20 protein-coding genes are annotated in these 25031 nt (G+C 38.2%); 6 read left to right on the top strand and 14 right to left on the bottom strand.

Annotated features, from left to right (window positions below; genetic code table 11):
* Positions 1–313: 313 nt before the first annotated feature.
* Complete coding sequence (locus V7K44_RS28490) at positions 314–607, top strand: hypothetical protein (RefSeq protein WP_334936681.1); 294 nt, start codon at positions 314–316, stop codon at positions 605–607.
* Between the two features lie 367 nt (positions 608–974).
* Here V7K44_RS28490 and trxB read toward each other — a convergent pair whose 3' ends face one another.
* Positions 975–2345 (bottom strand): thioredoxin-disulfide reductase, encoded by a 1371-nt coding sequence (gene trxB, locus V7K44_RS28485; RefSeq protein WP_334936679.1) that lies wholly within the window; start codon positions 2343–2345, stop codon positions 975–977.
* Between the two features lie 410 nt (positions 2346–2755).
* On the opposite strand from trxB, the gene V7K44_RS28480 reads away from it, so the two are divergent.
* The 3 genes from V7K44_RS28480 (at position 2756) to V7K44_RS28470 (ending at position 6465) form a co-directional block, all read left to right on the top strand.
* The gene (locus tag V7K44_RS28480; protein ID WP_334936677.1) at positions 2756–3328 is read left to right on the top strand and encodes a Uma2 family endonuclease; all 573 of its coding nucleotides are present in this window, start codon (positions 2756–2758) and stop codon (positions 3326–3328) included.
* Between the two features lie 205 nt (positions 3329–3533).
* Entirely contained in the window at positions 3534–4088 is a 555-nt protein-coding gene (locus V7K44_RS28475) for a type IV pilin-like G/H family protein (RefSeq protein ID WP_334936675.1), read from the top strand.
* A 139-nt stretch (positions 4089–4227) separates the two neighbouring features.
* Entirely contained in the window at positions 4228–6465 is a 2238-nt protein-coding gene (locus V7K44_RS28470) for an O-linked N-acetylglucosamine transferase, SPINDLY family protein (protein WP_334936673.1), read from the top strand.
* Positions 6466–6662: 197 nt separating this feature from the next.
* On the opposite strand, the gene V7K44_RS28465 is transcribed toward V7K44_RS28470, so the two are convergent.
* The 10 genes from V7K44_RS28465 to V7K44_RS28420 form a co-directional block, all read right to left on the bottom strand.
* On the bottom strand, positions 6663–6989 hold the full coding sequence (locus V7K44_RS28465) for a helix-turn-helix domain-containing protein (RefSeq protein WP_334936671.1): 327 nt from the start codon (positions 6987–6989) through the stop codon (positions 6663–6665).
* Positions 6990–7050: 61 nt separating this feature from the next.
* Positions 7051–10881 carry a glycosyltransferase gene (locus tag V7K44_RS28460; protein ID WP_334936669.1) on the bottom strand — a complete coding sequence of 1277 codons (3831 nt, stop codon included), beginning with the start codon at positions 10879–10881 and terminating at the stop codon, positions 7051–7053.
* Positions 10882–10905: 24 nt separating this feature from the next.
* Positions 10906–12120, bottom strand: coding sequence for an aminotransferase class I/II-fold pyridoxal phosphate-dependent enzyme (locus V7K44_RS28455; protein ID WP_334936667.1), 1215 nt, complete (start codon positions 12118–12120; stop codon positions 10906–10908).
* Positions 12121–12233: 113 nt separating this feature from the next.
* Complete coding sequence (locus V7K44_RS28450) at positions 12234–13289, bottom strand: FkbM family methyltransferase (RefSeq protein WP_334936665.1); 1056 nt, start codon at positions 13287–13289, stop codon at positions 12234–12236.
* Positions 13290–13488: 199 nt separating this feature from the next.
* Entirely contained in the window at positions 13489–14025 is a 537-nt protein-coding gene (locus tag V7K44_RS28445; protein ID WP_334936663.1) for a GNAT family N-acetyltransferase, read from the bottom strand.
* 2 nt (positions 14026–14027) lie between these two features.
* A complete protein-coding gene (locus V7K44_RS28440; protein ID WP_334936661.1) occupies positions 14028–14999 on the bottom strand; it encodes a hypothetical protein in 972 nt (323 codons plus the stop codon).
* Between the two features lie 133 nt (positions 15000–15132).
* Complete coding sequence (locus tag V7K44_RS28435) at positions 15133–15834, bottom strand: WbqC family protein (RefSeq protein WP_334936659.1); 702 nt, start codon at positions 15832–15834, stop codon at positions 15133–15135.
* Between the two features lie 66 nt (positions 15835–15900).
* A complete protein-coding gene (locus tag V7K44_RS28430; RefSeq protein WP_334936657.1) occupies positions 15901–16644 on the bottom strand; it encodes a class I SAM-dependent methyltransferase in 744 nt (247 codons plus the stop codon).
* Between the two features lie 40 nt (positions 16645–16684).
* The gene (locus V7K44_RS28425) at positions 16685–17509 is read right to left on the bottom strand and encodes a phytanoyl-CoA dioxygenase family protein (protein ID WP_334936655.1); all 825 of its coding nucleotides are present in this window, start codon (positions 17507–17509) and stop codon (positions 16685–16687) included.
* Positions 17510–17548: 39 nt separating this feature from the next.
* Positions 17549–17953: a tetratricopeptide repeat protein gene (locus V7K44_RS28420; protein WP_334936653.1), complete on the bottom strand. Its 405-nt coding sequence runs from the start codon at positions 17951–17953 to the stop codon at positions 17549–17551.
* A gap of 896 nt (positions 17954–18849) precedes the next feature.
* Here V7K44_RS28420 and V7K44_RS28415 point away from each other — a divergent pair.
* The gene (locus tag V7K44_RS28415) at positions 18850–19068 is read left to right on the top strand and encodes a DUF4327 family protein (RefSeq protein WP_012407469.1); all 219 of its coding nucleotides are present in this window, start codon (positions 18850–18852) and stop codon (positions 19066–19068) included.
* 85 nt (positions 19069–19153) lie between these two features.
* Here V7K44_RS28415 and V7K44_RS28410 read toward each other — a convergent pair whose 3' ends face one another.
* The 3 genes from V7K44_RS28410 to V7K44_RS28400 all read right to left on the bottom strand — a co-directional run bounded on the left by V7K44_RS28410 (position 19154) and on the right by V7K44_RS28400 (position 23586).
* On the bottom strand, positions 19154–20440 hold the full coding sequence (locus V7K44_RS28410) for an FHA domain-containing serine/threonine-protein kinase (RefSeq protein ID WP_334936651.1): 1287 nt from the start codon (positions 20438–20440) through the stop codon (positions 19154–19156).
* Positions 20441–20531: 91 nt separating this feature from the next.
* Positions 20532–22526, bottom strand: a complete 1995-nt coding sequence (locus V7K44_RS28405) for a serine/threonine phosphatase (protein WP_334936649.1) — start codon at positions 22524–22526, stop codon at positions 20532–20534.
* 268 nt (positions 22527–22794) lie between these two features.
* Positions 22795–23586 (bottom strand): basic amino acid ABC transporter substrate-binding protein, encoded by a 792-nt coding sequence (locus V7K44_RS28400; RefSeq protein WP_334936647.1) that lies wholly within the window; start codon positions 23584–23586, stop codon positions 22795–22797.
* 132 nt (positions 23587–23718) lie between these two features.
* On the opposite strand from V7K44_RS28400, the gene V7K44_RS28395 reads away from it, so the two are divergent.
* Entirely contained in the window at positions 23719–24918 is a 1200-nt protein-coding gene (locus tag V7K44_RS28395; RefSeq protein WP_334936645.1) for an aminotransferase-like domain-containing protein, read from the top strand.
* Positions 24919–25031: the final 113 nt, after the last annotated feature.

Below are 25031 nucleotides of genomic sequence, written 5' to 3'. Positions count from 1 at the left end.
TGATACGCTGACCATTTTACATATCAGATAGGGAATTGCGTAAACATCCTGAATAAAAGTCCGACTGCTTCACGCTAGATACACAGCTAGACTGAGTTAGAGGTGAAATTGTGCCTTATTTTTGCCAAAGTTTTCAACTACTATTCAGAACTATTCAGAGTACTACAACGCTCGTGGTAATGTTTATCAACGAATCAGTCATCTTGATGATGCAGCTTTTGATTTACTTGACACACTTTCAGTATATTAACTGTTGTCTTAGCTATTGATACTTACTTAATATGTAGCACAATATTTTTTATCTTTAGTGATTGTGAAACCTCTTTTACAGACTTACTTAGAACAAGAAATCTGGATACTAGTAAGGGATAAGTGGTATTTCGCCACAATTATCGGAGTTTGGGATGATTTGTTGTCGTTTAAACATAGAACTTACAACAAAGACACAGAAGAAGATACTTTCTGGGAAATGGTTGTGAAAATCAGTGAAGTAATTGCTATTGATAAAGTTAGGTCTATTATTAGTAGAAAACCAGAGATGCTTATTTCACGGCTCCTAGAAACTGAGCAAAGTACAAGCGATCGTCATCAAGATCGTGAAGATTAATTAGCTCAATAGTTAAAAATACAAGCTTTTCTCCTAGATTAACTCAGCAGTCAAGGAGGAATAGAACTGTTTTGGAACTAGGTTCTTATCCTTTGCACCTATCTCAAAATGCAAAGGATGAGCAGTAAACTTGTCCGCTTTCGCATTTTTTCAAGTACACGGCTTCTTGTATGGAATGGGTAATCAAGCCTATCACTTAAGCGAAGTATAGCAATCCGATTTGATTTTTGAAAAAATCTAAATATACGTAGGGTGCGTTAGCAAAGCATAACTCACCCTACGTATATTTCAAAAATCAAATATCAGTCTTATTTAGCGGGTATTGAGTATTGGGCAGAGTCTTCCCCAGTCCCCAATACCTGCTATCTCAAAGATTACTTTCAATTAACTGGCGGTATTCGCTCTTTTGTTTCACGCCTTTAACTTCCTTCACCAGTTCCTTGTTTTTGAACAATTGAACCGTTGGCGTTCCTGTGACACCAGCATTTTCAGCTATATCTCGGTCTTTGTCTATGTCAATTTCCACAAAGTGAATTTTGCTGTCAAATTCATCCACCACTTTATTTAAAATTGGCTTCAGGGTATGACAAGGGCCGCAACCAGGAGAGACGTATTTAACTAGGAGTAAGCGATCGCTTTCATGGAACAATTTCCGTAAGGCATAACCTCCCGCATGGCGCGTCCCATCCAAATTAAATCCAGCTTCTTCTTCAGCTTCAGTCTTTTTGGCTGGCTGATGTTCTAATTCATTGTCTGCTATTTCTGGCTGTTGATGGAATTCTTGAATCAAGCCACTAGATGACAACCAACGTTCTGCTAACATTGCCGCCATACAGCCAGTACCCGCAGCCGTAATTGCTTGGCGAAACTCATGATCTTGCACGTCGCCAGCAGCAAAAACGCCTTCAACACTGGTTTCCACAGTACCGTGTTTGGTGACAACGTAACCTATCTCATCCAGTTCTAACTGACCCTTAAATAAAGAGGTATTGGGACTGTGACCAACGGCGTAGAATAAACCCTTAGCGTGCAGTTGGCTTTCTTCTCCAGTTTTAGTATTGCGGACTTTCACCCCTTCCATGTGACCATTACCGAAGATATCCACGGCTTCTGTGTTCCAATGTACCTGGATTTTTGGATTGCTCAAAACGCGGTCTTGCATGGCTTTAGAAGCCCGCATTTTATCCGTGCGTACCAACATATTTACCTTGGAACCGTATTTAGTGAGGTAAATTGACTCTTCTGCCGCCGAGTCACCAGCACCAATCACAGCCAATTCTGCACCGTGAAAAATCGGTGTCGCACCATCGCAAATTGCACAAGCGGAAATACCCCGACTCCAGAATTCATGTTCGCTGGGTAAACCCAAACGCTTTGCTGTCGCACCCGTAGCAATGACGATGCTGTTGGTTTTAATTTCCCTTTCTTGCGATCGCACTGTAAATGGACGCTGACTCAAGTCAACTGAGATAACATCTTCAGTATATAGTTCAGCTCCCCAGCGCTCCGCCTGCGCCTTCATCTGATCCATCAGTTCCGGCCCGGTAATCCCTTTAGGAAATCCCGGAAAATTCTCAACTTCCGTTGTTGTCATTAATTGCCCACCAGGTAAACCCCCGGCTTGGAAACCTTCAAATACAACGGGTTTCAGGTTAGCACGTCCAGCATAGATAGCGGCTGTGTACCCTGCTGGCCCAGAACCGATAATTACCAAGTTTTCTACTGTGGGGTTAGTCATGTTTATACCCGAACTCATAACGACTACGTTTAATATAGCATAACAAACTGTGATTGGCTACGCCAGATGGTAAGCGATGTCTGCGACGGGCTACGCCTACGCAAAATACCTACGGTACTATGCGCTTAACACTTGCCAAACATCCTCTTAACTGTTAAGACTCTTCTTGGAGGTATTTTCTAATAATTTCGGCATCTAATTCTAAAAATTCTGCTATTTCTTAAATGCTCATACCTTTATCAATACATTTTGGGACTAATTTCAACTTTGTTTCTAGTTCAGTTTTCGGCTTAGTCTTTGCCAAGATACTCTCGTACAATCGAGTATTTTTGAATGCATCGAAATCAAGCATTGTAGCTTTCGTAGGTTAGGGTACGTATGATAGATATAAAAGCGTTATTTAGTGTATTATGTCCTTTGCGATTACAGACTTAGAGCAGCTACAAACTGAGCATCCAGAATGGCAGATGGAGCTGGTAGAGGGGAAAATCATAGTTATGGGGCCATCAGATTACGAGTCAGAAGAAATTGGCGCTCGTCTCATTACCTTCTTGAATAACTGGGTCATGTCGCGCAAACTAGGGCGTATAACTGGTTCTAGCGCTGGTTTTATCATACCGAGTATAGAAGATAAAGATGGCGACTCGGAAAAAAGGAACCTACGTGCCCCTGATGTGTCGTTTGTCCGCGCTGACAGATTGAAAAAGACTAAGCGCGACTTTGTAGAGTTAGTTCCAGATTTGATGGTTGAGATTAAATCTAAAAGCGACAGAATCAAACCACTTGAAGAGAAGATTCAGTTATTCTTGCAACTTGGGTCTGTAGTCGGCATACTGATAGATCCTGATAAATTGACAGTAACAGTTTACCGATTAAACCAAACTCCAGTGATGTTGGAGAATGGAGACACACTTGTATTACCGGAGTTGCTACCAGGTTGGGAACTGGCGGTATCAGAACTGTGGCCACCTGAGTTTGAATAAAGTACTCTCACAAATGAAATTAAGAATCTAGCCCTTGGTGAACACCAGGGGCTTAGTTATATCTGTGTCAATTGGGATACAAGGATTCTGGATTGTGTAACCGGATCTTGCCAAACTTTTTTTCTGGAGGTGATAGGAAAGCGATCGCATCTGGGTAAGTTACATCTAGAACACCCAAGCAACCCCTACCCCTGGGAAAACACTTATGAAAACCGAACTAAAAGCCAAATTTATCCAACACATCCTCGCCAAGAAGAAGGGAGATGAGGGTTTTACACTTATTGAATTACTAGTTGTAATTATCATTATCGGTATTTTGTCTGCGATCGCTCTGCCTTCTTTCTTGAACCAAGCAAACAAAGCCAAGCAGTCAGAAGCAAAAACTTATGTAGGTTCCATGAACCGTGCTCAACAAGCTTATTACTTAGAAAATAGTACATTTTCAACTTCAATTGGTAGTTTAGGCCTTGGTATTGCAACACAAACTATAAATTACACATATACGGCTGTTAGTGGTGGAGATGCTAGTTCAATAAACAACCGAGCGAAAGTAATAAATAGTGGTGCGCCTCTCAAAGCCTATGTTGGTGCTGTAGAGATAACAACCCAACAAGCTACGAGTGAAGCTACTACCGTAGCTGTTTTGTGTGAATCTAACAGCGCTATGGTTAACGGTGGTGCAAATGCAGATACCATTACAATTGGCACTACCGCTGGACAACCTACTTGTCCTGCCAGCTACGTCTCTTTGGCTAAGTAACCAACCCGGGACAAACAGTATATAAATTGTCTCTCAACTATATATTTTCCAAAGTGGGTAGATACTTCTATCCACTTTATTTCTGTTATGTAAGTTGTTCACAAGTATATTCCTCATAAAATTTTCTCAGAGAATTATAATGATTACTAATATATGTAATTGGCAAAATCAAGCTGAACAATACTTCATTCAAGAAAAATATTCGCAAGCAGCACAGTTATACGAACAAGCAATAGAAATAGAACCAAATAATATTTCTTATTATTGGCATTTAGGGTTACTACTGCTATTACAAGGGCAAGAAGCAGAAGCTCAAATGACTTGGATGCTGCCAATAACAGAGGCAGATGAAGATCAGTTACCAATCTGGATAAATGAACTATTTCAATTTTTACAAATAGAAGCTGAAAGACGCGAAATACTGACAGAATATTCTCTAGCTTGGTTAATTCGCCAGCATATACGAGAAATTAATCCTAGTAATATAAATAATTTGCTTCAAATTTTTATACTTTCTATCAAGTTGCAAAAATTTGAAGAAATTGATAATTTGAATGATTGGGGATTAATTGAAAACTTAAACGCAAAAGAAAATATAGAAATCAATACCGAATTATTAACCCAATTTTTAAAAGAATTTTTAAATACTGTTCCCTTACATCCAATTAATCTAAATTTAATAGAAGCTAGTCTTCCTTATTTTTCTAATACTCATGAATGCTTTTCTATACTACTTCCTGCTGCTATCCAAATTGGTCATACTTTGCGGCAGCCTTTACTAGCAGCATCTATACTAGAACTGCATTTACGATTGGAGCCAAATAATGTAGAAATTTTGCGGCACTTAGCGACTTTTTATCAAGACGCTCGTAATTATTCTCAGGGCATAGAGACAGCTAGATTGTGTTATTCCTTATCAGAAAGCTTGGCGGATAAAATTTTTGCCCTACATTTGCTGTTAAGAGGTCTAATGACAGCCGGAGGATATTGGCAAGAAATATGTACAACTTGTCAAGAATTGGAAAATGTGTATCAACAGTTTATTAAAGCTGAACGAATTCCTTTAGAAGAAGGAAGAATATTACGGTTACTTACGCCATCTTTTGCGATTCCTCACATTAAAGATGCTCCTGCGGATTTTCGAGCTATTCATAATCAGGTAGCTGAGATTTTTGACTTCTATATTAAAGCTTTTGCCCAATTAGAAGGAAAAAAATATTGTCATAAAAATAGCACTAATAGTAATTTATATTCATCGACTAAAAAATTAAAAATTGGTTATGTATCTTACGCTTTAAGGAATCATTCCGTTGGTTGGCTAGCTCGCTGGCTATTTCAGCATCATAATCGAGATAAATTTGATATTCATACTTATTTTGTTAACTACCAATTAGTAAATGACTATCTCCAAGAATGGTATCTAGGTCAGGCAGAAAAACCTCGTCAATTAGGTATAAATGGTCTAGAAATTGCTGACCAGATATATCAAGATGAAATTGATATTTTAATTGACCTTGATAGCATTACTTTAGATATCACCAGTGAAGTGATGGCACTCAAGCCAGCACCAATTCAAGTTACTTGGCTGGGGTGGGATGCATCAGGCATACCTGCAATTGATTACTTTATTGCAGATCCTTATGTACTGCCAAATGATGCACAAGATTACTATACAGAGAAAATCTGGCGATTACCTCAAACTTACATAGCAGTAGATGGTTTTGAAGTTGGTGTACCAACTCTCCGCCGCGACGACTTGGATATTCCTATGGATGCTGTTGTATATCTCAGCGCCCAAAGAGGATATAAACGCCATCCAGAAACGACAAAGTGGCAAATGCAAATTATCAAACAAGTACCTAACAGCTACTTTTTGATTAAAGGGCCTGCTGAGGAGGAAACAATTAAACGCTTCTTTTACCAAATTGCCGAAGAAGAAGGTGTAGATTGTTCTCGGTTACGATTTTTACCACAAGTTTATTTAGAGTCAGTTCATCGTGCTAATTTAGGCATTGCTGATATTGTATTAGATACATTTCCCTACAACGGAGCGACAACAACCTTAGAAACATTGTGGATGGGTATCCCGTTGGTGACGCGAGTCGGCGAACAATTTGCAGCGCGTAACAGCTACACTATGATGATGAATGCAGGGATTACAGAAGGCATCGCCTGGAGTGATGAAGAGTATATTGAGTGGGGTGTCCGCTTGGGGAAAGATGAGACTTTACGCCAGCAGGTGGCTTTGAAATTGAAAGCATCTCGACAAACAGCCCCCCTGTGGAATGGTAAGCAGTTTACCCGTGAAATGGAGAAGGCTTATGAACAAATGTGGCAGAACTATAGCGATTCTCAATTACATGGAATACAGACCTAACCCCCAGCCCCTTCCCTCGTAGGGAAGGGGAGTAAGATTCAAAGCCTCTCTCCTTTTAAAATAGAGGTTTGAAGAGAGGTTAGAGCGTATTGCATCCAAATGAGAAGCGATATGTAATTTACCACTACACAAGCAAAGTCCACCTCCGTGGACTAACAAAAAAGCAAGATTTTTAACTCGCGTAGGCGGATTTTGCCCTATAGCGATATCACAGTTTCAGCAGATTGGCCCGACGCATGACGAGGGCGAAGATGCAAAGTGATTTCCGTATCAAGTCGCTTAAGGAAAATGAGGAGTTTGCCTTCGCTGAACCGTTGAAACTCTCCTTTCATCAAATGAGATACTTCTGGTTGGGGAATGCCAAGAAGTTCGCTAATTTCGCGCTGTTTCAAGTTGCGTTGAGAGAGGAGGCGGAGTACTTCAATCCCTATCTTGCCCCGCGTAAAAAGTTCTGAAGCATTGGACAAACCGAGGTCAGCAAATACGTTGCCACTGCTTTCTTCAAAAACGGGTTCCTGTATCATTGTTGTTTTTCCCTTGCCACTGCGTCCTTATAGCGTTGTTTAATAATCAGTAAAGTGCTTGCTACAAACTTAAGCTATCTATATCGCAGGATGGAAGAGTTTCTGCTTTGGCTTGTGCGATCGCAGATTGATTATCTGTTGCTAAAGCAATTCGAGTATTAATTCTAGGCAAAAGAGTTTTCCATTGTACATCACTTATTTTACCTAGCAGAGAAATTTCTGGCCCCTCAGTTATGTCTACTTCATCTTCCATGAGAAAATTCATGGTCAAAGATGATAAAAGCATATCGGCTTCTTCTTCAGAAATATTTTCAGTATTTATGAGGAGAGTTATGTGGCTTTTATCTGGGTGAGTAGTGAGAGTAGAAATGACACTTACTAAATCTTGATACAGTAGGTCTTCTGGCTGTAACCAGTCTGGGAAAATAACTAGGTTGATATCTCCTAAGCGGAAATTTTGACTCAGGGTATCTGCAAGATATTTACTAAATAGTTCTTGGAAGAGACTGCCTATCTTAGCTGAGTAAGCGCGGCTATCTAGAAAACTAGGATTAGCTTGTATTTTTTCCTTGATTTTGGCACTCTTTTGTTGGCGTAATTCAGGATCGGTTCCGAGTGCGATCGCTAACTGTATATAAGAATCTTCACTATCGGCAACTAAATCAGGTATATCTAATGCTTGCACCATTGCAGCCCCCATTGCAGAGCGAAAACTAGTTCCCCGTTTAGCAATTACTGGTAAATTAACCTGTAGTGGTTCTATCAAAGAAGTTGTTCCAGCAAATGGAAAAGAATCTAGATAAATATCAGCAATTTTGAAATATTCTTTAACTTCTTGGCGGTTTGGCACTGGCTGAGGATCTAAAACTATTAATTGTTCTGCTTGTATTCCATGCTTTGAAAACACTTTAATTAAGTGATTTACAAAAGCTTTCTTAGGATAATTGTTTGACCAATTTGGGCCAAATGGCAGAAGCACTAAAACAGAGTTAGGAACTCCAGAAATTATTTTTGCCCAAATATCAATTAGTTCAGGGATGATTTTAAATAAGTTAGCACCAGAGATAAAAATAACTGTTTCTTCGGATATACCCAAACTTTCTCGATCAACTTTGACAGTTATATTTTCTTCTTCATTACCATAACTAAAGCAATGAGCAGTTCCTTCAAGTTTTACCAATTTTTCTTGATATTGCTGTTCTGCCATTGCTGATGGATCGGTTAGCGTACCAGAAATGTAATAATCTATATGCCGCATCCCTGTTGTTACCACAGATCCACCACTTGTGACTTGTATTCTAGCTAACCGATGCATTGATAAGAAGCAGATTTGATTGGTTACTGCCGTCACATTGGTAGCAATAAATAATATATCGAGATCATCAGCACGAATAATATTTGCCTGTTCTACTAAATCTTGTGGTAGCAGCTTAAAGGAGTTGGCACAGCTTTGGCAATATTGCTCTAGTTGATGACCAGTTTGATTAAGAGAGTACAAAATTACTTCAAAATCTCTACTGATATACTCATAAACAGGCAGGTAAGCAAATGTTTCAGAACCAGGTAGAAAATGTGCAGCCAGGACACCCAAGCGAATTTTTTTTCTACTTGTAGGTCTATCAGCAAACTCGTAATCTACCTGATATCCCTTCAGGTTCAGTAAGAACTCTATAATCTCTCCACGTTTAACATAGATATCTTTAAGATTATGCTCATTAAAATATAGGGGGATAAAACTAGCAATGGAAGTAAAGTTATTAATTATTTCATGCCACAAGGGAGAATCAGGATTTTTTAGTATTGATGTGTGTAAATAATCAATCCATCCCTGCATATAGTAATAGTAACTATCTGCATCACCCGGTTCTTGAAAGTTAACTGGGGATGAAAATAGGAATTGCAGATAGTCTTTAAGTAACCAACGAGGTATACGAGAGAGGTCATGCTTTAATGGTAACTGGTCAGCACGGCGATACAGCATAGCTGCTAGTAAATACTGAATTGCTTTTGGCTGCTCAAAACCTTGAGATATATTTTTAACTATATCATTAGCAAAAATTTCTTCTTCATCAGTTAGGCTTTCATATTTAATGCCACTATTCAGTAACATCTGATATGTTTTACCTAGCAGACTTACGTACCTATCTTTTATTTGTTCCTCTGAAATATTTAACCATTCTTCTGCTATTTGTTTTCGTAATTGACATAATTCAGTCTTCTGGTCACTCAAAGCTGCATATCTATAAAGAGCTTGTTGTCTTGTTGCTTGAGGATATCGTGTATCACTGTAAATTGTCTGAAACAGTTTTTGGTAATCTAATAAAATAGCATTTTTTAAAGCAGCATTTCGACGAGTTTGTTGTTGTGGGTGTATCCTAAAGTGGGATAAAACTTTGTCAACAAAACCGATTTTATATTGGCTCATAATTCTGAGCCACATTTCTAAATCCACAAGTTGACAAAATGTGGAATTAAATAATCCTACTTTCTCAAAAACATCTTTTCTAATTAGTACTGTGCTTGGCTCTCCAATTTTATTAATTGGGCTGTCAAGTATATTTTGATCTAGTAAAAGTTGCTGTCCTGATTGAATTGGCTTTAATGTTGACCAAGCTTTGTGTACATCTTTAGCTTCGTGATACATTAAAAAGTTTGAATCATAGACGGTGTTGCCAGTATTAGTGAAGAGTGTTCGCGGTGAGAAAACTAAACCTATTTCTTCATCTTGTTCAGCCAAATTAACCATTTCTTCAATAGCAGTTGGTTCTAATAAATCATCTTGAAATAAAAATTTTATGTATTTACCTTTGGCTTGAGAAATACAAAAGTTCCAATTTTGAGCTAGTCCATATTGGCTATGTTCAAGAATTGAGAAATTATAGCATAATTTCTGGTTAAATAATTTAGCAATTTCAACGGTTATATCAGTAGAATTATCATCAGATAAAATAATTTCTATATTTAGATAAGTTTGGTGTAACACGCTATTAATAGCTTCTGCAATAAATTTTTCCCCATTATAAGTAGGAATACAAATACTAACTAACGGCTGTTCTTCTAATAAGTTAGTTTTCTTGTAATCAGTTTCTTGCTGTAATCTATTTAATTTTTGTTCATTTAATACACTAGCTAGTTGTTGAGAGTATAAATTTATGGATGTATTTATAATTGCTTGATATTGAGAACTAAGATTATGCTTTATAGTCTCAAGCATTCTAATAGTTTCTTTGATTTGCGATTCTCGCCTTTTACTAGACCATACTCCTTTGGCATGAACTCTATATGCTGCCATCACTTCATCAATATATCCGATTTTTCCATGCTGTGCATTTAAGATATGGAAAGTCCAATCTCCCATACTTTGTTCATAAAACCAAGCGGGAAACTCTTGTACTAAACCAGCACGATACATTACCGAAGGAGTGGAAATAAAGTTATTTACTAACAAATTTTCTATAGTAGATGTTTTTGGCTGATTGTGTAGAAAAATACTAGGTGAGTGACTGTTATCTTGCCAAAATACTAATACATTGTGAAAACATATAACAAAGTCTAGGTTTTTATCTAAAAAATCTACTTGTTTTTGTAGTTTTTTACTTGAAGTCCAATAATCATCACCTTCTAATATTGCTAGATACTTACCTTGACAGGCTTTAAATGTATTTAAAAAATTTTTGTGCGCCCCCAAGTTTACATCTGGCAATAATAAGCGAATTTTGTCCGAATATTTTCTTTGGTAATCAATTACAATTTGACGTGTATTATCTGTAGAATAATCTTCGCCTATCACAAGTTCATATTCAAAATCGACTTTTTGCATCAATACACTTTCTATTGCTTGAGCGATAAAATTTTCATGGTTATAAGTAACCATTAAAACACTTACTTTCATACTTTTACCTCTAAGATATAAATTTTAGATGTGTGAATAATAACGGACTTTGGAAATTTCACAACTATTTGCAACGACTAACTTGATAATTTGACAAATTTTGCTAATATCTTCTGGTTTTAATGCCGTGCCTGTTGGTAGGCAGAGTACTCGATTGACAAGTTTTTCAGTTTTAGGTAGTAATAGCCTATTGTAAGGAAAATAAGAACGATAAGGTTCCATATTATGGCAACCTGGATAGAAGTACTTTCGAGCAATAACATTTTCAGCTTGTAATATTTCAACTAAATAATCTCGGCTTATACCAAAATCTTTTTCATCAATTTCTAAAACAATATACTGATAATTACATTTTTGTGTTTTGTCATAAGCAATAAGTCTCAGTCCAGGAATACTCTGCAATTCTTGTTTATATTGTTGATAATTACGATAATTGATAGTCACAAACTCTTCTAAACTTTCAAGTCCTGTCAAACCCATTGCCGCTGATGTTTCATGCATTTTCCCGTTTGTACCAATATAGATAACGTTATCCATACCGACAAAACCAAAGTTAGTCATCAGGCGAATTTTTGCAGCTAATTCATCATTATTAGTCACAATTGCTCCGCCCTCAAATGTGTTCAAAAATTTAGTAGCGTGGAAGCTAAAAACTTCGGCATCTCCAAAGCTACCAATCATACGTCCTTGATGTGAACAGCCGAAAGCATGAGCCGCATCAAACATTAATTTTAAGTTGTGGGTACGGGCAATTTTACTTAAAGCTTCCACACTACATGGACGACCCCACAAATGAACGCCAATAATACCTGTAGTACGTGGAGTTATTAATTGCTCTATTTGCTTTGGATCGATGTTGTGGGTTTTAGGATCAATATCACAAAAGACTGGGGTAATTTCTTGCCATTGTAGAGCGTGTGCAGTTGCGATAAAGGTAAAAGAAGGGACAATAACTTCACCCTTTAAATCCGCAGCACGGATAGCTATTTCTAATGCTACTGTAGCGTTACAGCTAGCAATGCAATGCTTTACTCCGACAAATTCAGCAATACGTTGCTCAAATTCTTGTACATAAGGGCCATTGTTCGTTAGCCATCTTCTATCTAAGATGTCATTGATACGATTAAGTAAGCGCTCGCGGCTTCCAATATTAGGACGACCAACGTGCAATTTTTCTGTGAACGTTGGTATGCCAGTAAATATAGCTAAATTATTCAATTGTTGTTTCATCTGAACCATTTTTTAATTTTGTATTTTGAAAAACTTTAGAAAATATTTTAAACAAATCATTATCGGACATTTCAAAGGTGAGGAGCTTTGATATATTAAAAAGCAAAAATTCTTTTTGTGGTTTATTCCATAATTTTGGCGTAAAGCACTGTTTCTTCAGAATGTATCGTGTAATGATCTATATACAACTGGTAGCCAATATCTAAACTATGGATAAAAATAGGAATATCAAAAATATCATTTGGTCTGTGATATATAGAAATAGCAAGTTTTGGACGGAACTTACGGATAGTTTCTAAAGCCCCATGTAAGGCACTTAATTCAGCTCCTTCAATATCCATTTTAATAAAATCCACTCTATCTATACTTTTTTCATATACAAGTTGATCAATTGTCGTAGTAGCTAGAGGTATTTCCGATGGAGTCTTACTAATATTTGCACCAGGTCCTTCGCCATGTAAATAAAGCTGAGTTTCTGAACTATCCGTTAGAGCATAATCACTAATAACTACTCTTTCTGCTAAATCTTCATTCTGCATCAAGTTGTAGCAAAATACATCTAAATTATGTGGCTCTATTTCAAACGAAAAAACTTTTCCTTTTGAACCAATAGTTGATGCAAAAGCCATTGCTGTATCACCAAAGCACGCACCAGCATCAATCACATAATCTCCTGGCTCAGGACAGATTTTAACATTATTTCTACTAAAGTAATACTGCTTGAACAAAAATGTCCAAGCTACATTGCCCGACCAGCAATCAATAGTAATATGTTGATTTTCAAAGCTAACCGCATACTTCTGCAATTCACCAAAAATACCAGAGTAATCTACATTAGATTCTGAAACTATCATCTCCCTAGCTTTTTGTCTGTCTCGCCAGTGTTGTTCATTATTAGTAGGTAATTTAAAGTGTAGATGTCCTACTAGTCTGAAAAGTAATAAGTTTGTTAACCAATTCTTAGACTCAGAATCAGCTAGAATTTTGTGAACTTGCTGAAGATTTTCCTGATTTTGGAAAAGAAACTTAAGATAATAACTGTATGAGTCTATAAAAATCTGTCTGTTGGTATAATCCTTTGATAAGGTTTGAAATCTCTCATAATCCCAGTTATTTTCCTGAAAATTATGAATATTTACATAAAAAGCATGGATAATATCATCGATAAATTGGGACATAATTTTGCTGTTACTATATTTCAAATGTTTCAATTGGACTCAGTTATGATAAATAATTACTACTTAAACTTGCAATGTATCAAAATTTGCTATTGCTACACTCAAAGTTCTAGCAGTCTTGCTAGTTATTAGATTACCCACAACTTCTTAAAAACTATCATTTTAAAATTGGTTTACTTTCTTATATCATGCATTCATACTATTTATTATTGTTTTGAATATCTTTATTATAATTACTTCTAAGAATCGCCATCACAAAAGTGTTATGGTAGCTGCCATTTTTATAAACTGCCTCTTCCAACTTTCCTTCTACAAAAAAACCAACTTTTTCATACATTCTAATAGCTCTAGTATTTTGCTCAAGAACATAGAGATAAATACGGTTAAGATTCAAATCAATAAAAGCGTGCTTAATAATTTCTCGGCACACTGCTTCTCCAATACCTCTAGACCAGTAATCCTTATTACTGATAACAATTGAAAATTCAGCAGAACGGTTAATCGATTGAATATTTGTTAAATAGACATTGCCGATAATATTATTATTATCTGATTCAATAATAGAAAGTCTAAGGTTTTTATCTCTATTATTAAGATAGTTTTGATACCAATTTTCATCTATCTCTTCAGAAATATAAAGAAAATTACACCCAAGAAAATTGATAATATCATGGTCATTTCTCCATGCATTAATTATTTTTAGATCCTTTTTGGAAATCTCTCTCAATGTGAACATTCTTAGTTTTTTAATAGTTCTTTTATTGATTTAATCACATAATCTAGGTCATCAATCTCATATCTATGATCTATTGGAAGTGCAAGTAATTTTTGCGTTAAATCGTGTTCAAAATCAAATCCTTGTAATCCTCTATGAGTTGTATCTTTCCATAATATTGGAATAAAAATATTTTGATCATATAATAGGTTTTTATCTATTCTATTGTTGACTAAAAGAGGATAATAGTAAGGAATAGCATTAGTTGCTAAAGGTAAATTAAATTGATTAATTTTTTCAAAGAATGAATGATAATAATTGAAGTGATGTCGACGCTTTTGAGCAACATTTAAATAATCAATATTAGCAAGCAAATATTCAGAAATCAGTGATATCTTTTTAATTTTATCATCCAGCCCTTTTTCATATTCTATAAATTCTTGATATGCTTGTTTCTGCTTACCCAATAAACGATTTAATAGATGATTACAACTCAAATCAGTATTCCTTTCATAGTCAACAGGAATATCATAAGGAGTATAAAGATATGCTCCATCTGGCACACCAAAAAACTTTCTTGCCGAATTAAAAGACCAAGCTTTACTATTTTCTCTATCAAAGAATGCTTGAGTATTATCAATAATAATTTGATCATTATACCGATTAATTAAGGCTTCAATAAATTTGCCCTTCAGTCCAAAATAATTGATATAAATCAAATACTCGTTTTTTTTTAATTTCACATCTTCAGTAGGTTCTAAGTTTAGATTAATTGAGTAAAAGCTATAGGGAGTTTGATTCGTTTTAATCGGCTTCAACAATGCATTACAGGTGTAAAAAGGTATCCATATTCTCTGGGCTTGAATGTGTTTAAGAATGAGATTTAGGCAAGCTCTTCCATTACTAAGAGCAATTGCATTAGAATGATAGCTGCAATCTTTATTTTGGATTTCTAACTCAAAAAAACCTCCAATTGGTTTTACTCTAGACTTCATCTCAATATTTAAAACCTCATATAAGTTTATATTTATCTGAATAGGTATGAGTCTTATGCTTGCTATCTATTAAATGAAATATATACCTAGTAACTTGTTTTTCCTCTTCCTAAAAATATAAATATTTTTGCATTTATATTAAATCATATTGATTCAACATTTTTTGAATTTTTTCTTTGTCATTAAACATTAGAACATCAATGATTGAAAGCCAAGGAACAAACTGATTATTAAATTGATTATATTCAACATATCTTGGCTGAATAAATGACAACTTGATATCATTTCTTTTAAAAACCTCTCTTGAATACAATTTCTCTCCTCCAATTGAATTTATGTAATGGTCAGACCCTAAACACTTGTTTATACTGATAACCCGTTCTTCCCCTTTCAATGTATTGTCTTTATTAAGTTCCGAGGAGAAATAAACTTGTGTGCCAATATCTAAATAATCACAAATGAGCTTTAAGCTATGTGTTATCATTTTTGAAATATTTATTTCATCTATATATAAAATACGATCTAATAGTTTTTTAATGTTTGAGTAATAAGGCGCTTTTCTATAAGACAAATCTACTATATTTAACAATCTTTTTCTTTCTTTATCAAAGTTTTCTGTAAAAAACCTCTGATTGATGTTCAAAAAAGCAGAATCATTTTTTATGCTCAATGTAAATAGGTAAGCTTCTCTATTTAATAGAATTTGGTTTCTATTGATCCAGCCTCCCTTTATGTACTGTACATCATCATGAATTACAAATTTATCTGCTATATTGATAAGCTGAAAATACCCTAGATACGGAAATAAATACGGCTGCATTATAGTAATCTTCATAAATAGACCTTCGTTTAGACCAGTGAGGCATAAAAAATAGACCTTGCTGATAAAATATGTAACCTATTAGATACAACCTTTTTCGCAAACCATAAAAATACTGGCGCAGAGATCAGGGTATTGCATTCCTAATTTGTAACAAGCTTCTAGATATGAGTCTGAAATTATGTCAGTACTTAATAATTTGTCAAATTGAAAATTGGCGAATGCTTTGAAAAATATACCGCCTCGATGAACAATATTGAGACCAGCATCAATAGTATCTTTTTCTAAGCTATCAAAAGCGTAAGTTTTTCTATGTCCATGAGCAAACTCTGCCTCAGTAACTGCCGTGTTGTGAGAAATAAGACCCATCTTAACGGCAATTTGCCGAGATGGAGCATTTGCATTGGGGACAGCTAAGAAAAGCAGTCCCTGATCTGATAACCAGGAATTAATTTTACGTAGAATGAAGACAGGATCATCTAAATGTTCAAGCGTATGAATTAGAAAAATAGCATCGTACTTGTCTTGCAATTCCAGTGTTTCAAAGACTGAGTTAATGAATTTAACCCTATATCCCACACGATTTCTCACGTATTCTACTAAAGTGTCAGCAGCCTCAACAACGGTGATATCTGTGAAGTGATCTATCAGCATCTCAGTAAATTCTCCTTGAAAGCAACCTAACTCTAATGCCTTACCCGATGACAAAAATGGTAGAAAAGAACGGAGCATATAGCGTCTTAGGAGTTTGTCAAAGCTATACTCATATTTTTTGTCAGGGTCATTAGTATTAAAGGTTGAATATTCTTTATTGTAATCTCTCATACTAAGTCTCTCTTGATATGGATTATGATGCATTAATAAATTAGCCTTGTCCTGGTTTGTAAAATCTCTTTTCTGGAGGTTGATACCATTCTTGCAAATTTGTTGGAACTAGAGCATTGTATCCAAGTATTTGCTTCATTTCTTCCGATAAACTGGTTACATAGTCATATCCAAAGTATCGAGGTAAATCCAACTGTTGCTTGACAAAAGGCTTAGTGAAACAGAGTGTAAGAGCGCGTCTAGGCTCATCCGTCTGATTGCTTCCTGCTGCGTGCCAAAGGTTAGCATCAAAGAGAATGATGCTACCACTTTTTCCAACAGCGCGAGTGGAATTTTCGTAGAATAGTTTTTCAGATGGCCGATCTGCTAGATAATGTCCTCCATTCATAAAGTAAGTTGCACCATTTTCTAGCGTAAAATCATCTAGCATGACAATCATTTGAAGCATCAGTTTTAGGTTGCCTGTGAAACAGCGAACATCTCGATGAATATTTAAAAGATAAGAAGGATGATTCTTAAGATTATTTACACCACCAAAGATATTCAAAATATAGTTGCCACCAAAGTAACTTGTTATTGCTTCTTTCAAATACATTTTTTCTAGAAATTCCATAAAGCTGTCACCTAATCCCAATAGGTGATTAATCGTCCCATCAGTATTATGTGCTACATCATTCTTGATTTGAATATGACGAGCTATTGTATTTGCTTTATCGAGGTCTAACTTCAACTTTTCAACTAATTGATTATCAACAATATTTTCAAATAACAACCATCCTTGTTTTTCAAGCTCTTTTCCTACTAATACAAATGAAGAAAGATAAGTTTCATTATTAGGATACTCACTTTGAGTGTAGGAAGACATATCATACTACCTTTAGAGATTGACCAATGCGCCCCATTTTTACTGAGCAGAGACGTTCTTACCCTCTTGCTTCTTAATCTTCTCTAATACAACTTTGTAATCTTGCCGATCAGGGTGCAACTTTACCAACTTCTCCAAAAGTTTCATCGCACCTTTCGTATCCTTCAATTGCAACCGCAGGACAGACAGTTTCTCTAAAGCAAGTTGGTTTTCTGGTTCCCGTTGCAAAACCAACTCGTAGCCCCGCGCCTGTTGCTGTAATCCTGACTCAGGAGACGCAGACGCAGTTGCTGGCTTAGGTTGAGTAGCCTGTTGGATTACGGGAATAACTGCAAATACCGTAGAACCAAAAAACGAGAACATCGACACTATGGTGACAATCTTTTGTCGTCGCTGAATCTGCTTTTTGCGGGTAATTAGGTATTCTTCGTCTGAACCAGCCATGCCTCACATACTTGCTGCGGTAAACACTTAAGTATCAGCAAGCCTCCCGTTCTGAGGATACCCATCTGCTCAACAGAAACTAACATCCTCGCTAAAAATTTTTTACACAAACTTCAAATGCTTACTCTGAAGACGAGAGAACCTTATGGTAAGCCTATGCTGTACTGCCAATTTTGCCATGCGTAGTATCGCTCCCATACCTCAAAGCAAAACCCTACCCTGTGCCCTAACAGGTCTTATTCTCTGAGCAAAACATAAAAATTATATAAAGATTTGCAATTATTTCGCCTAAAGCCAAATGTTTGCGATATTGTAAATAACATTTGAATCAAAAAGTGAGTAAAAATTTCTACTCAATTGCAAATTTCCCTTGTCAGTCAAAAACTTTCAAACTAGCTCGTATCCTATAGCTTCTTCAACCAACAAGCATATTTTCCCTAAGTTTAAACAAACAGAATTTTCCCAATATGCTCAATCATACTACTTAGTGGAACTTCCCTGAGGACTAATTATTCTGCTCGGCGTCCACAATAGATATCTTACGAAAGGTAGTGTTGCACTGTTGCGGAAAAAAGGTACAGGTAAAGAGGAAAAACAAAAGGAGCAAAGGTTAAAGAAAAAAGGGGAAAGATAAACATCCCTTACTCCTTCTCTCAAAACTTTTTTCTGGCTTCTGCAAAAAGTTTAAGGACTGCTTGGTAAAATTGGGATTTTCTGGTGGTAATTACCGTACAAAACCGAATTTACCAGTAACTTAGTAGAGTTTGTTATGGTATAGTTAGAAAGTTAAGACTAGCTTTACCAAATTACAGCACTCTACGGGCCGGCAACAATTGCAGAATGGAAAGCAGTTTTAATTAAGCATTTACCCACAAAATCAGAATTCAATCGAGGTTATGACTCAGCAAGTGATTCACCCAATGGTGAAATTGCAGCGCAACGTGCAATCACTCATAGAATCGAATATTATCAAGCCAAGCGATAGCATCTGGAAAATCGCTCTGCTCTATGGTAATGAATGGCAGCACTGGAAACAAGAATTGCTTGACTTTGGCTTTAGTATGCAAGACCCAGTTAGTGAATTGCTAGCTGTAGAAACTTGGGATGAAGAGTAGAAAATAGGGAATAGGGGATGGAAATTTTTAATATTCACCACTCCCTAGACGCGATTAATCGCGTCTCTACACACATCCCGACTCTCTAAAGTTTGCAAGCAGCTAAAGCCGCAGCTAATTCCTTTGCATTTTGATAGCGATCGCGTGGTAATGGTTCTGTAACGCGATCGATAACATCTCTTAATTGGGAACTAATTGTGGGAACTTTTGCCACATCAAACCTAAAGTTTCGCCCTCGTTGGCGGTAATACTTGAACGGGTTTTCGCCTGTGAGCAGAAAAATCAGCGTTGGCCCAATTGCATACAAATCAGATTGAGTCAAAGGTTGTCCTCGTTCTTGTTCAGGGGCGCAGTAACCTTCTGCACCAATTCGAGTACCGGGCGCTGTGCCGATTTCCTTAACTGCGCCAAAATCTAGCACCACGATGCGATTTTCTGAACTTCGCACCATTAAATTGGCGGGTTTAATATCGCGGTGAATCAGTGGAGGCTCTTGGCTATGAAGATAGTCTAAAATATCGCAGGTTTGGATCATCCAAGCGATCGCTTGGTTTGGTGTCACTGGGCCGGTGGTATAGACGCGTTTCTCCAAATCTTGTCCGTGAATTAGTTCCATTGCCAAGTATTTTTTTCCGCCTTCTACAAAGAAGTCATAATACTTGGGAACTCCTGGATGGTTAAGGGATTTGAGAGTGTGCGCCTCTCGCTCAAATAACTCTTGAGCTTTGACAATTTTCAGCATATCAGCATTCATTTGCTTCAACACCAGCAGTTGTGGCATACCCGCAATCAGACCAGCCTCATCCCAAGCGAGATAGGTAGTACCCATACCTCCTTGTCCGAGAGTTCGCAACACCTGATAATGGCGAATTCTCTGTTGGACTGAGAGAGGTTGACCGCAGTGGATGCAAAACACATTATTTGGAGAGTTGCCTTCGTGCGTGCAAGTTGAAGATAAATTTGCCAGATTTCTTGCTGAGTAAAGTGTCTCAGCGGCGTTTTCTTCTGTCCCTTGTATTTGTTGCTGCGATCGCAAACCAGTTTCTAGTACTGTTACCTCCTGAATTTGGAATTGCAGTATTGGGCCTCCCTGTGCCAATTGCAAAAGGGAATTATCTGGTAACGGACTCTGAAGTACAAGGATACCGTTGAGAAAAGTCCCATTTGTACCTTGACTAATCAACTGCCAAGCATCGCCATTGCTAGCTTCACCGACTTTTCTCAGTTCTAGATGATGCCGCGAAACTAAACTATCATTTAAAACAACGTGATTATCTGCCGCTCGACCAATCCGAATTCTGGAGGAGTTCTCAAAGCTCCACTGCTGGAGGGGCGTTTTCTGTTGCGGTTCTAACAGGGTCAGACTAACCACAATACAACCTTATAAGGTAAATGGATTAGGGATTAGGGATTGGAGAGTAGAAAAATTATTTCCCAGTTCCCAGTCCCCAGTCCCTTAATTTTCAACTTTCTAGATTTGGGCGTACTTTTGCCCGAATAAGTATACCAGTAATATTGTCGTGACCGTTGTATTGATTTGCCAAATCAATTAAATCTGTAACACCCCGTTCTAAGTTAGCACCAGAACTAAGTAAGGGTTGTAAGTGGGTCTGCCAATGGGTTTCTAGTAAATCATTATCTGATAGACCGTCCGATGCCAACAGCAGAAGAGTATCTTCGTTGATGTCGAAAAAACCTACGTCGGGATTAATCGAGTTTTCATCACGAGGCCCCAAGGCTTGGGTAAGTTGGTAGGCATCTGGACGGGCGTAAGCTATGCTTGCTTCCACTCCTCGGTTAATTTCCCGTTGCCCAACTTCGTGATCTACTGTGACTTGTTCTAGTCCCAGTTTGCGCGTCAGGCGATAGAGACGGCTATCTCCCACATGAGCAACTGCTGCTTGAGTATCTTGAATTAAAAGCATTACTAAAGTTGTACCCATACGCCCAACTCCAGAACGGGCATCTTGTTGATTGAGCTTGTAAATCGCCTCATTAGCTAAATACACTGCCTCACGAATGCTATCTTCTGTTGGCAGCTGGTTGGCAATCCAGTGTTCTTGAAAGTATTGCCGTAAGGTGTTGACTGCTAACTCGCTGGCTATCTCGCCGCCAGCGTGTCCACCCATACCATCACAAAGAATATACAAACCATGCCCTTCTAAGACTCGACTTTTAGGGAACTCCAGTTTATGAATTTTGGTTTCAATGCCAAAGCAGTCCTCGTTATGATGACGTTGACGCCCTACATCTGTGCGTCCTGCATCTTCTAAGCTGCTTAACTGCATCGCCAGCACAACAGTTGGCATATCATCAGTTTTACTAATGATATCTTCTAACTCATCTGATTGCGGGATAGTGGACACAGTAGTATTTTTCTCCTGTATTGGCGGCAAAGTTGCGGTTCCTAGTGCTTCCAGTTCAATAGAAATTTCCTCCAAACGCGATCGCAATTGGGCGATCGTCTGAATCTTACCTACCTCTAAATCCCCCAACATCTGGACTACAGAGCCAAATTGAGTTCGTTGCGACTGTCTAAATAGTGCTTGCCAAACTCTTCCCAAAGTTTGGATAGTTAACGGCTCCTCTGGAATAGTAGATGTTTGGCGAGGAGCATCTTCTGGCGACTCCGTGGCGGGCTGAGAATTCGATGATTCCACATACAACCTTTGTAGCGCCAACGTTTGGTCTTCATCCAATCGCAAATTCGACAAATCTAAAAGGCTTTGACGACAATTTACTGGTTCCAATACTGCCCAAAGTTGGGTCATTTCATAACACCAGTGTAAAATTTTTAACGAACTGGTTGTTTCTTCTTGCCAGAGGTCGAGTAAATACTGCCAATCCGAGCGGTTTTCGATTATTAATACCTGTATATCACCTTGCTGCCATGCGTCGTGAATCGACGGTATCCCCCGCTCATCTTGGGATTGTAAAGCAATATAAAGTTTAGCAAGCCGAGGAATCTCACTCACTTCCACTGATGGCGTTAGCAAATCTGATTCTTGACTTGCGAGTATTGCCTCAATGGGTGATATTTGATACGGTTGGCAGTCTAGAACTCTCACACCTACATCAGCAATAATGGCAGTTTCCGTCTGGGCAAGTGGCGTATCTAACAATTGATAGCGCTCTTGGGAGTCTAAATAGGAGCCTAATGTAATTTGAGAACTAGGCGATAGAGGAGATGAGGAGGGTATTGCTTGCTCATCTCCCTCACCTCCCACATCTCCTACATCTCCTTCTCCTCTCAAAGCTTCCCCAGTCGTTTCTTTAGCAATAATTGCCCAAAACACTGTTCCACATTCAGTGTCACAGTTATGACAACGTAGTGCATTCACAGGTACATCATCTGTACTGCATTCAGGACAGACCTTGTGAGTCAGGGACGCGCCACAGTTTTGACAGAATTTGTTGCTATTGGGGTTTTCAAATTTACACTGAGGGCAAATCAGCATAGTGGAAGTTCCTTTATTCCCGTTCGTTCCAAGGTGCTTCTAGCCACTAAGATCCAAGGTGCCACAATTGGCTGTCCCTGACTACAGTAGATTGTAGTTTATCAATGAATTTTGGTGGCAGTATTAATTGTGACGCATATTAGATAAATATTTCATATATTGGCAGGCAATTCCTTATAAATGGAGCAGGGGAGCAGGGGAGCAGAGGAGAAGTTGCAGTAAATTTTTCCCCTCCGCACCTCTGCCTCTTGTGCCCAATCCCCAACTGTCAAGAGTCTGGCAATTGTGGAGGTTCAACTTTAAACCATTTTTGATAAATTTGCTTGTAAGTGCCATTGGATAACAAAGTCGCTATACCTTTGTTAATCGCATCCAAATGGGGTGAATCCTGGGGCATAGCAATCCCGTAGTATTCTTGGGTAAGGAAATCCGCAACAACTCTGATGCCTTTAAGTTTGCCATTTTTAATGGCATACAAAGTAGCAAAAGCATCGCTAATCACAGCATCAACGTTGCCATTGAGCAAGTCTTGGAAAAATTCTGGCCCGGAATTAAAAGTACTAATTTTGGCGTTGGGGATGGTTTTAGCAAAATCGGCCCCAGTTGAACCAATTTGGACAGCAATTTTTTTACCTTTGAGACTATTGAAGTCTTGAATATTTTGATTGTCTTCGCGGACAGCGATCGCAAGTCCGGCTTTAAAATAAGGTCGTGAAAAAGCAATTGTTTTGAGGCGTTCGGCGGTAATCGTGATTCCGCTAATTGCTGCATCGACTCTTTTGGCTTGCAAGGTAGAGATCATGCCATCAAAGGGCAGACTTTCAAACTGGACTGCAAAACCTGCTACTTTAGCGATTGCATTCATTAAATCAATATCAAAGCCTTCCAAGTTCCCGCTAGCTGTTTGGATCTCAAAAGGGACAAAGGTGGGGTCTGTAGCCACCTTGAGAGGTTTAGCGTCTGAGTTAGTAGTGGGATATAAACTCTGACAGGCAATAATCAGTAGTAGGCAGCCTAAGCTGAGAATTAACTGCTGCCACTTGAAGTTAATTAATTTCACTATAGTAATTTTGTTCTAGCAATCAATATTTACGATACTTGTCATGATGTTATAAGAAAGAATACATACGTATGACTTTTTGCTAATTGCCTTTGTGTGTTCTATATTCTGACTCCCAATTTTTAATCGCTTATGGCTTCTACCACTTCTGCTTACCAAATTGCTGATTTGTTCGCCGAAAGAGCTAGAAATCTGACACCACCAACTTACGGCACTGAGTTAACCAAAATCATCACCGTCAGCTTTGCCTATGGTCTAGCTGACCCAATTCTCTTTCCCCATGCTGACTTGTCTGCTGCAAGCGCGGCTGTACTGGGAGAAGAAGCTCCGATCGCTCTCAATTATGGGCCACCTTCAGCCCAACTTTATGAACAAATTATTCTCCGCTTGCAAGCTCAAGGAATACCCGCCGATCGCGATCGCGTAATTATTGGCTACGGTTCCGGTCAGATTTTGGGCTTGCTGCCAGATGTGTTTCTCGAACCTGGTGATGTGGTAATTGTGGAAGGGCCAACCTTTTTGGGAGTAGTTAATAGATTTGTTCAGGCTGGCGCCCGCCTAATTACCATTCCTGTAGATGAGATGGGAATGGATGTAGATGCGTTAGAAGAAACTTTAAGCGACTTGAAAAAACGGGGTATTCGACCCAGGTTTATTTACACTATCCCTACTTTTCATAATCCCACAGGCACTACTATGTCGCTATTTCGCCGCCAAAAACTGGTAGCGTTAGCGGCTGAGTATGGCGTATTGGTGGTGGAAGACGATGCTTACAGCGATTTGCGCTTCCAAGGCGAAGTTGTGCCATCCTTAGCAAGCCTTGACAAGGAGGGGTGGGTGTTATATGTGAATACCTTCTCGAAAATCATTGCGCCTGGTATCCGACTAGGCTGGGCTTGTGGCGATCCAGCAATTATTGAGCGGTTGGCAATGTTCAAAAGTGAGGGGCCTGTGGGGCCATTTGTCAGCCATGTGGTTGGCCGCTACTGTGCTACAGGTAAACTAGATCGTCACATTCAGGAGCTAATCGCCTGCTACAAGCATAAGTGTAATTTGTTGTTAGAAGCGATCGCTCAAGAGTTTCCCAGCAATGTAGTTGCTTTGCGACCAGGTGGCGGCTTTTTTGTGTGGTGTAAATTGCCACCAGATATAAGCGCCAAAGCACTCCTAACTGCTGCCAATGAACACGGTATCAGCTTTCTGCCAGGAACTCGCTGCTATGCCAATGGCCAGGGAGATGATGCCATCAGATTAGCTTTTAGCTTTCAAACAACGGAGAAGATTGTTGAGGGAATCGCTGTCTTGGGAACAGTGTTGAGGAAATGGCGGTAATTCTTCAGGAGGTAGGAGGTAGGAGGTAGGAGGAACAAATCATGCCTCCTGCCCGCCGATCGCGGACTCGCTAACGCTGCGCTATCTGCCTCTTGCCTTCTTCGATAAATTTT

The sequence above is a fragment of the Nostoc sp. genome (assembly GCF_036917235.1).
Taxonomy (GTDB): Bacteria; Cyanobacteriota; Cyanobacteriia; order Cyanobacteriales; family Nostocaceae; genus Nostoc.
Note: the sequence above shows the minus strand (reverse complement) of the source record. Positions and strands in the feature narration are given on the sequence as shown.

Coding starts and splice junctions, on each gene's coding strand:
- trxB (WP_334936679.1), bottom strand. CDS start 2,345: ATGACTAACCCCACAGTAGAAAACTTGGTAATTATCGGTTCTGGGCCA.
- V7K44_RS28480 (WP_334936677.1), top strand. CDS start 2,756: ATGTCCTTTGCGATTACAGACTTAGAGCAGCTACAAACTGAGCATCCA.
- V7K44_RS28475 (WP_334936675.1), top strand. CDS start 3,534: ATGAAAACCGAACTAAAAGCCAAATTTATCCAACACATCCTCGCCAAG.
- V7K44_RS28470 (WP_334936673.1), top strand. CDS start 4,228: ATGATTACTAATATATGTAATTGGCAAAATCAAGCTGAACAATACTTC.
- V7K44_RS28465 (WP_334936671.1), bottom strand. CDS start 6,989: ATGATACAGGAACCCGTTTTTGAAGAAAGCAGTGGCAACGTATTTGCT.
- V7K44_RS28460 (WP_334936669.1), bottom strand. CDS start 10,881: ATGAAAGTAAGTGTTTTAATGGTTACTTATAACCATGAAAATTTTATC.
- V7K44_RS28455 (WP_334936667.1), bottom strand. CDS start 12,120: ATGGTTCAGATGAAACAACAATTGAATAATTTAGCTATATTTACTGGC.
- V7K44_RS28450 (WP_334936665.1), bottom strand. CDS start 13,289: ATGTCCCAATTTATCGATGATATTATCCATGCTTTTTATGTAAATATT.
- V7K44_RS28445 (WP_334936663.1), bottom strand. CDS start 14,025: ATGTTCACATTGAGAGAGATTTCCAAAAAGGATCTAAAAATAATTAAT.
- V7K44_RS28440 (WP_334936661.1), bottom strand. CDS start 14,999: ATGAAGTCTAGAGTAAAACCAATTGGAGGTTTTTTTGAGTTAGAAATC.
- V7K44_RS28435 (WP_334936659.1), bottom strand. CDS start 15,834: ATGAAGATTACTATAATGCAGCCGTATTTATTTCCGTATCTAGGGTAT.
- V7K44_RS28430 (WP_334936657.1), bottom strand. CDS start 16,644: ATGAGAGATTACAATAAAGAATATTCAACCTTTAATACTAATGACCCT.
- V7K44_RS28425 (WP_334936655.1), bottom strand. CDS start 17,509: ATGTCTTCCTACACTCAAAGTGAGTATCCTAATAATGAAACTTATCTT.
- V7K44_RS28420 (WP_334936653.1), bottom strand. CDS start 17,953: ATGGCTGGTTCAGACGAAGAATACCTAATTACCCGCAAAAAGCAGATT.
- V7K44_RS28415 (WP_012407469.1), top strand. CDS start 18,850: ATGACTCAGCAAGTGATTCACCCAATGGTGAAATTGCAGCGCAACGTG.
- V7K44_RS28405 (WP_334936649.1), bottom strand. CDS start 22,526: ATGCTGATTTGCCCTCAGTGTAAATTTGAAAACCCCAATAGCAACAAA.
- V7K44_RS28395 (WP_334936645.1), top strand. CDS start 23,719: ATGGCTTCTACCACTTCTGCTTACCAAATTGCTGATTTGTTCGCCGAA.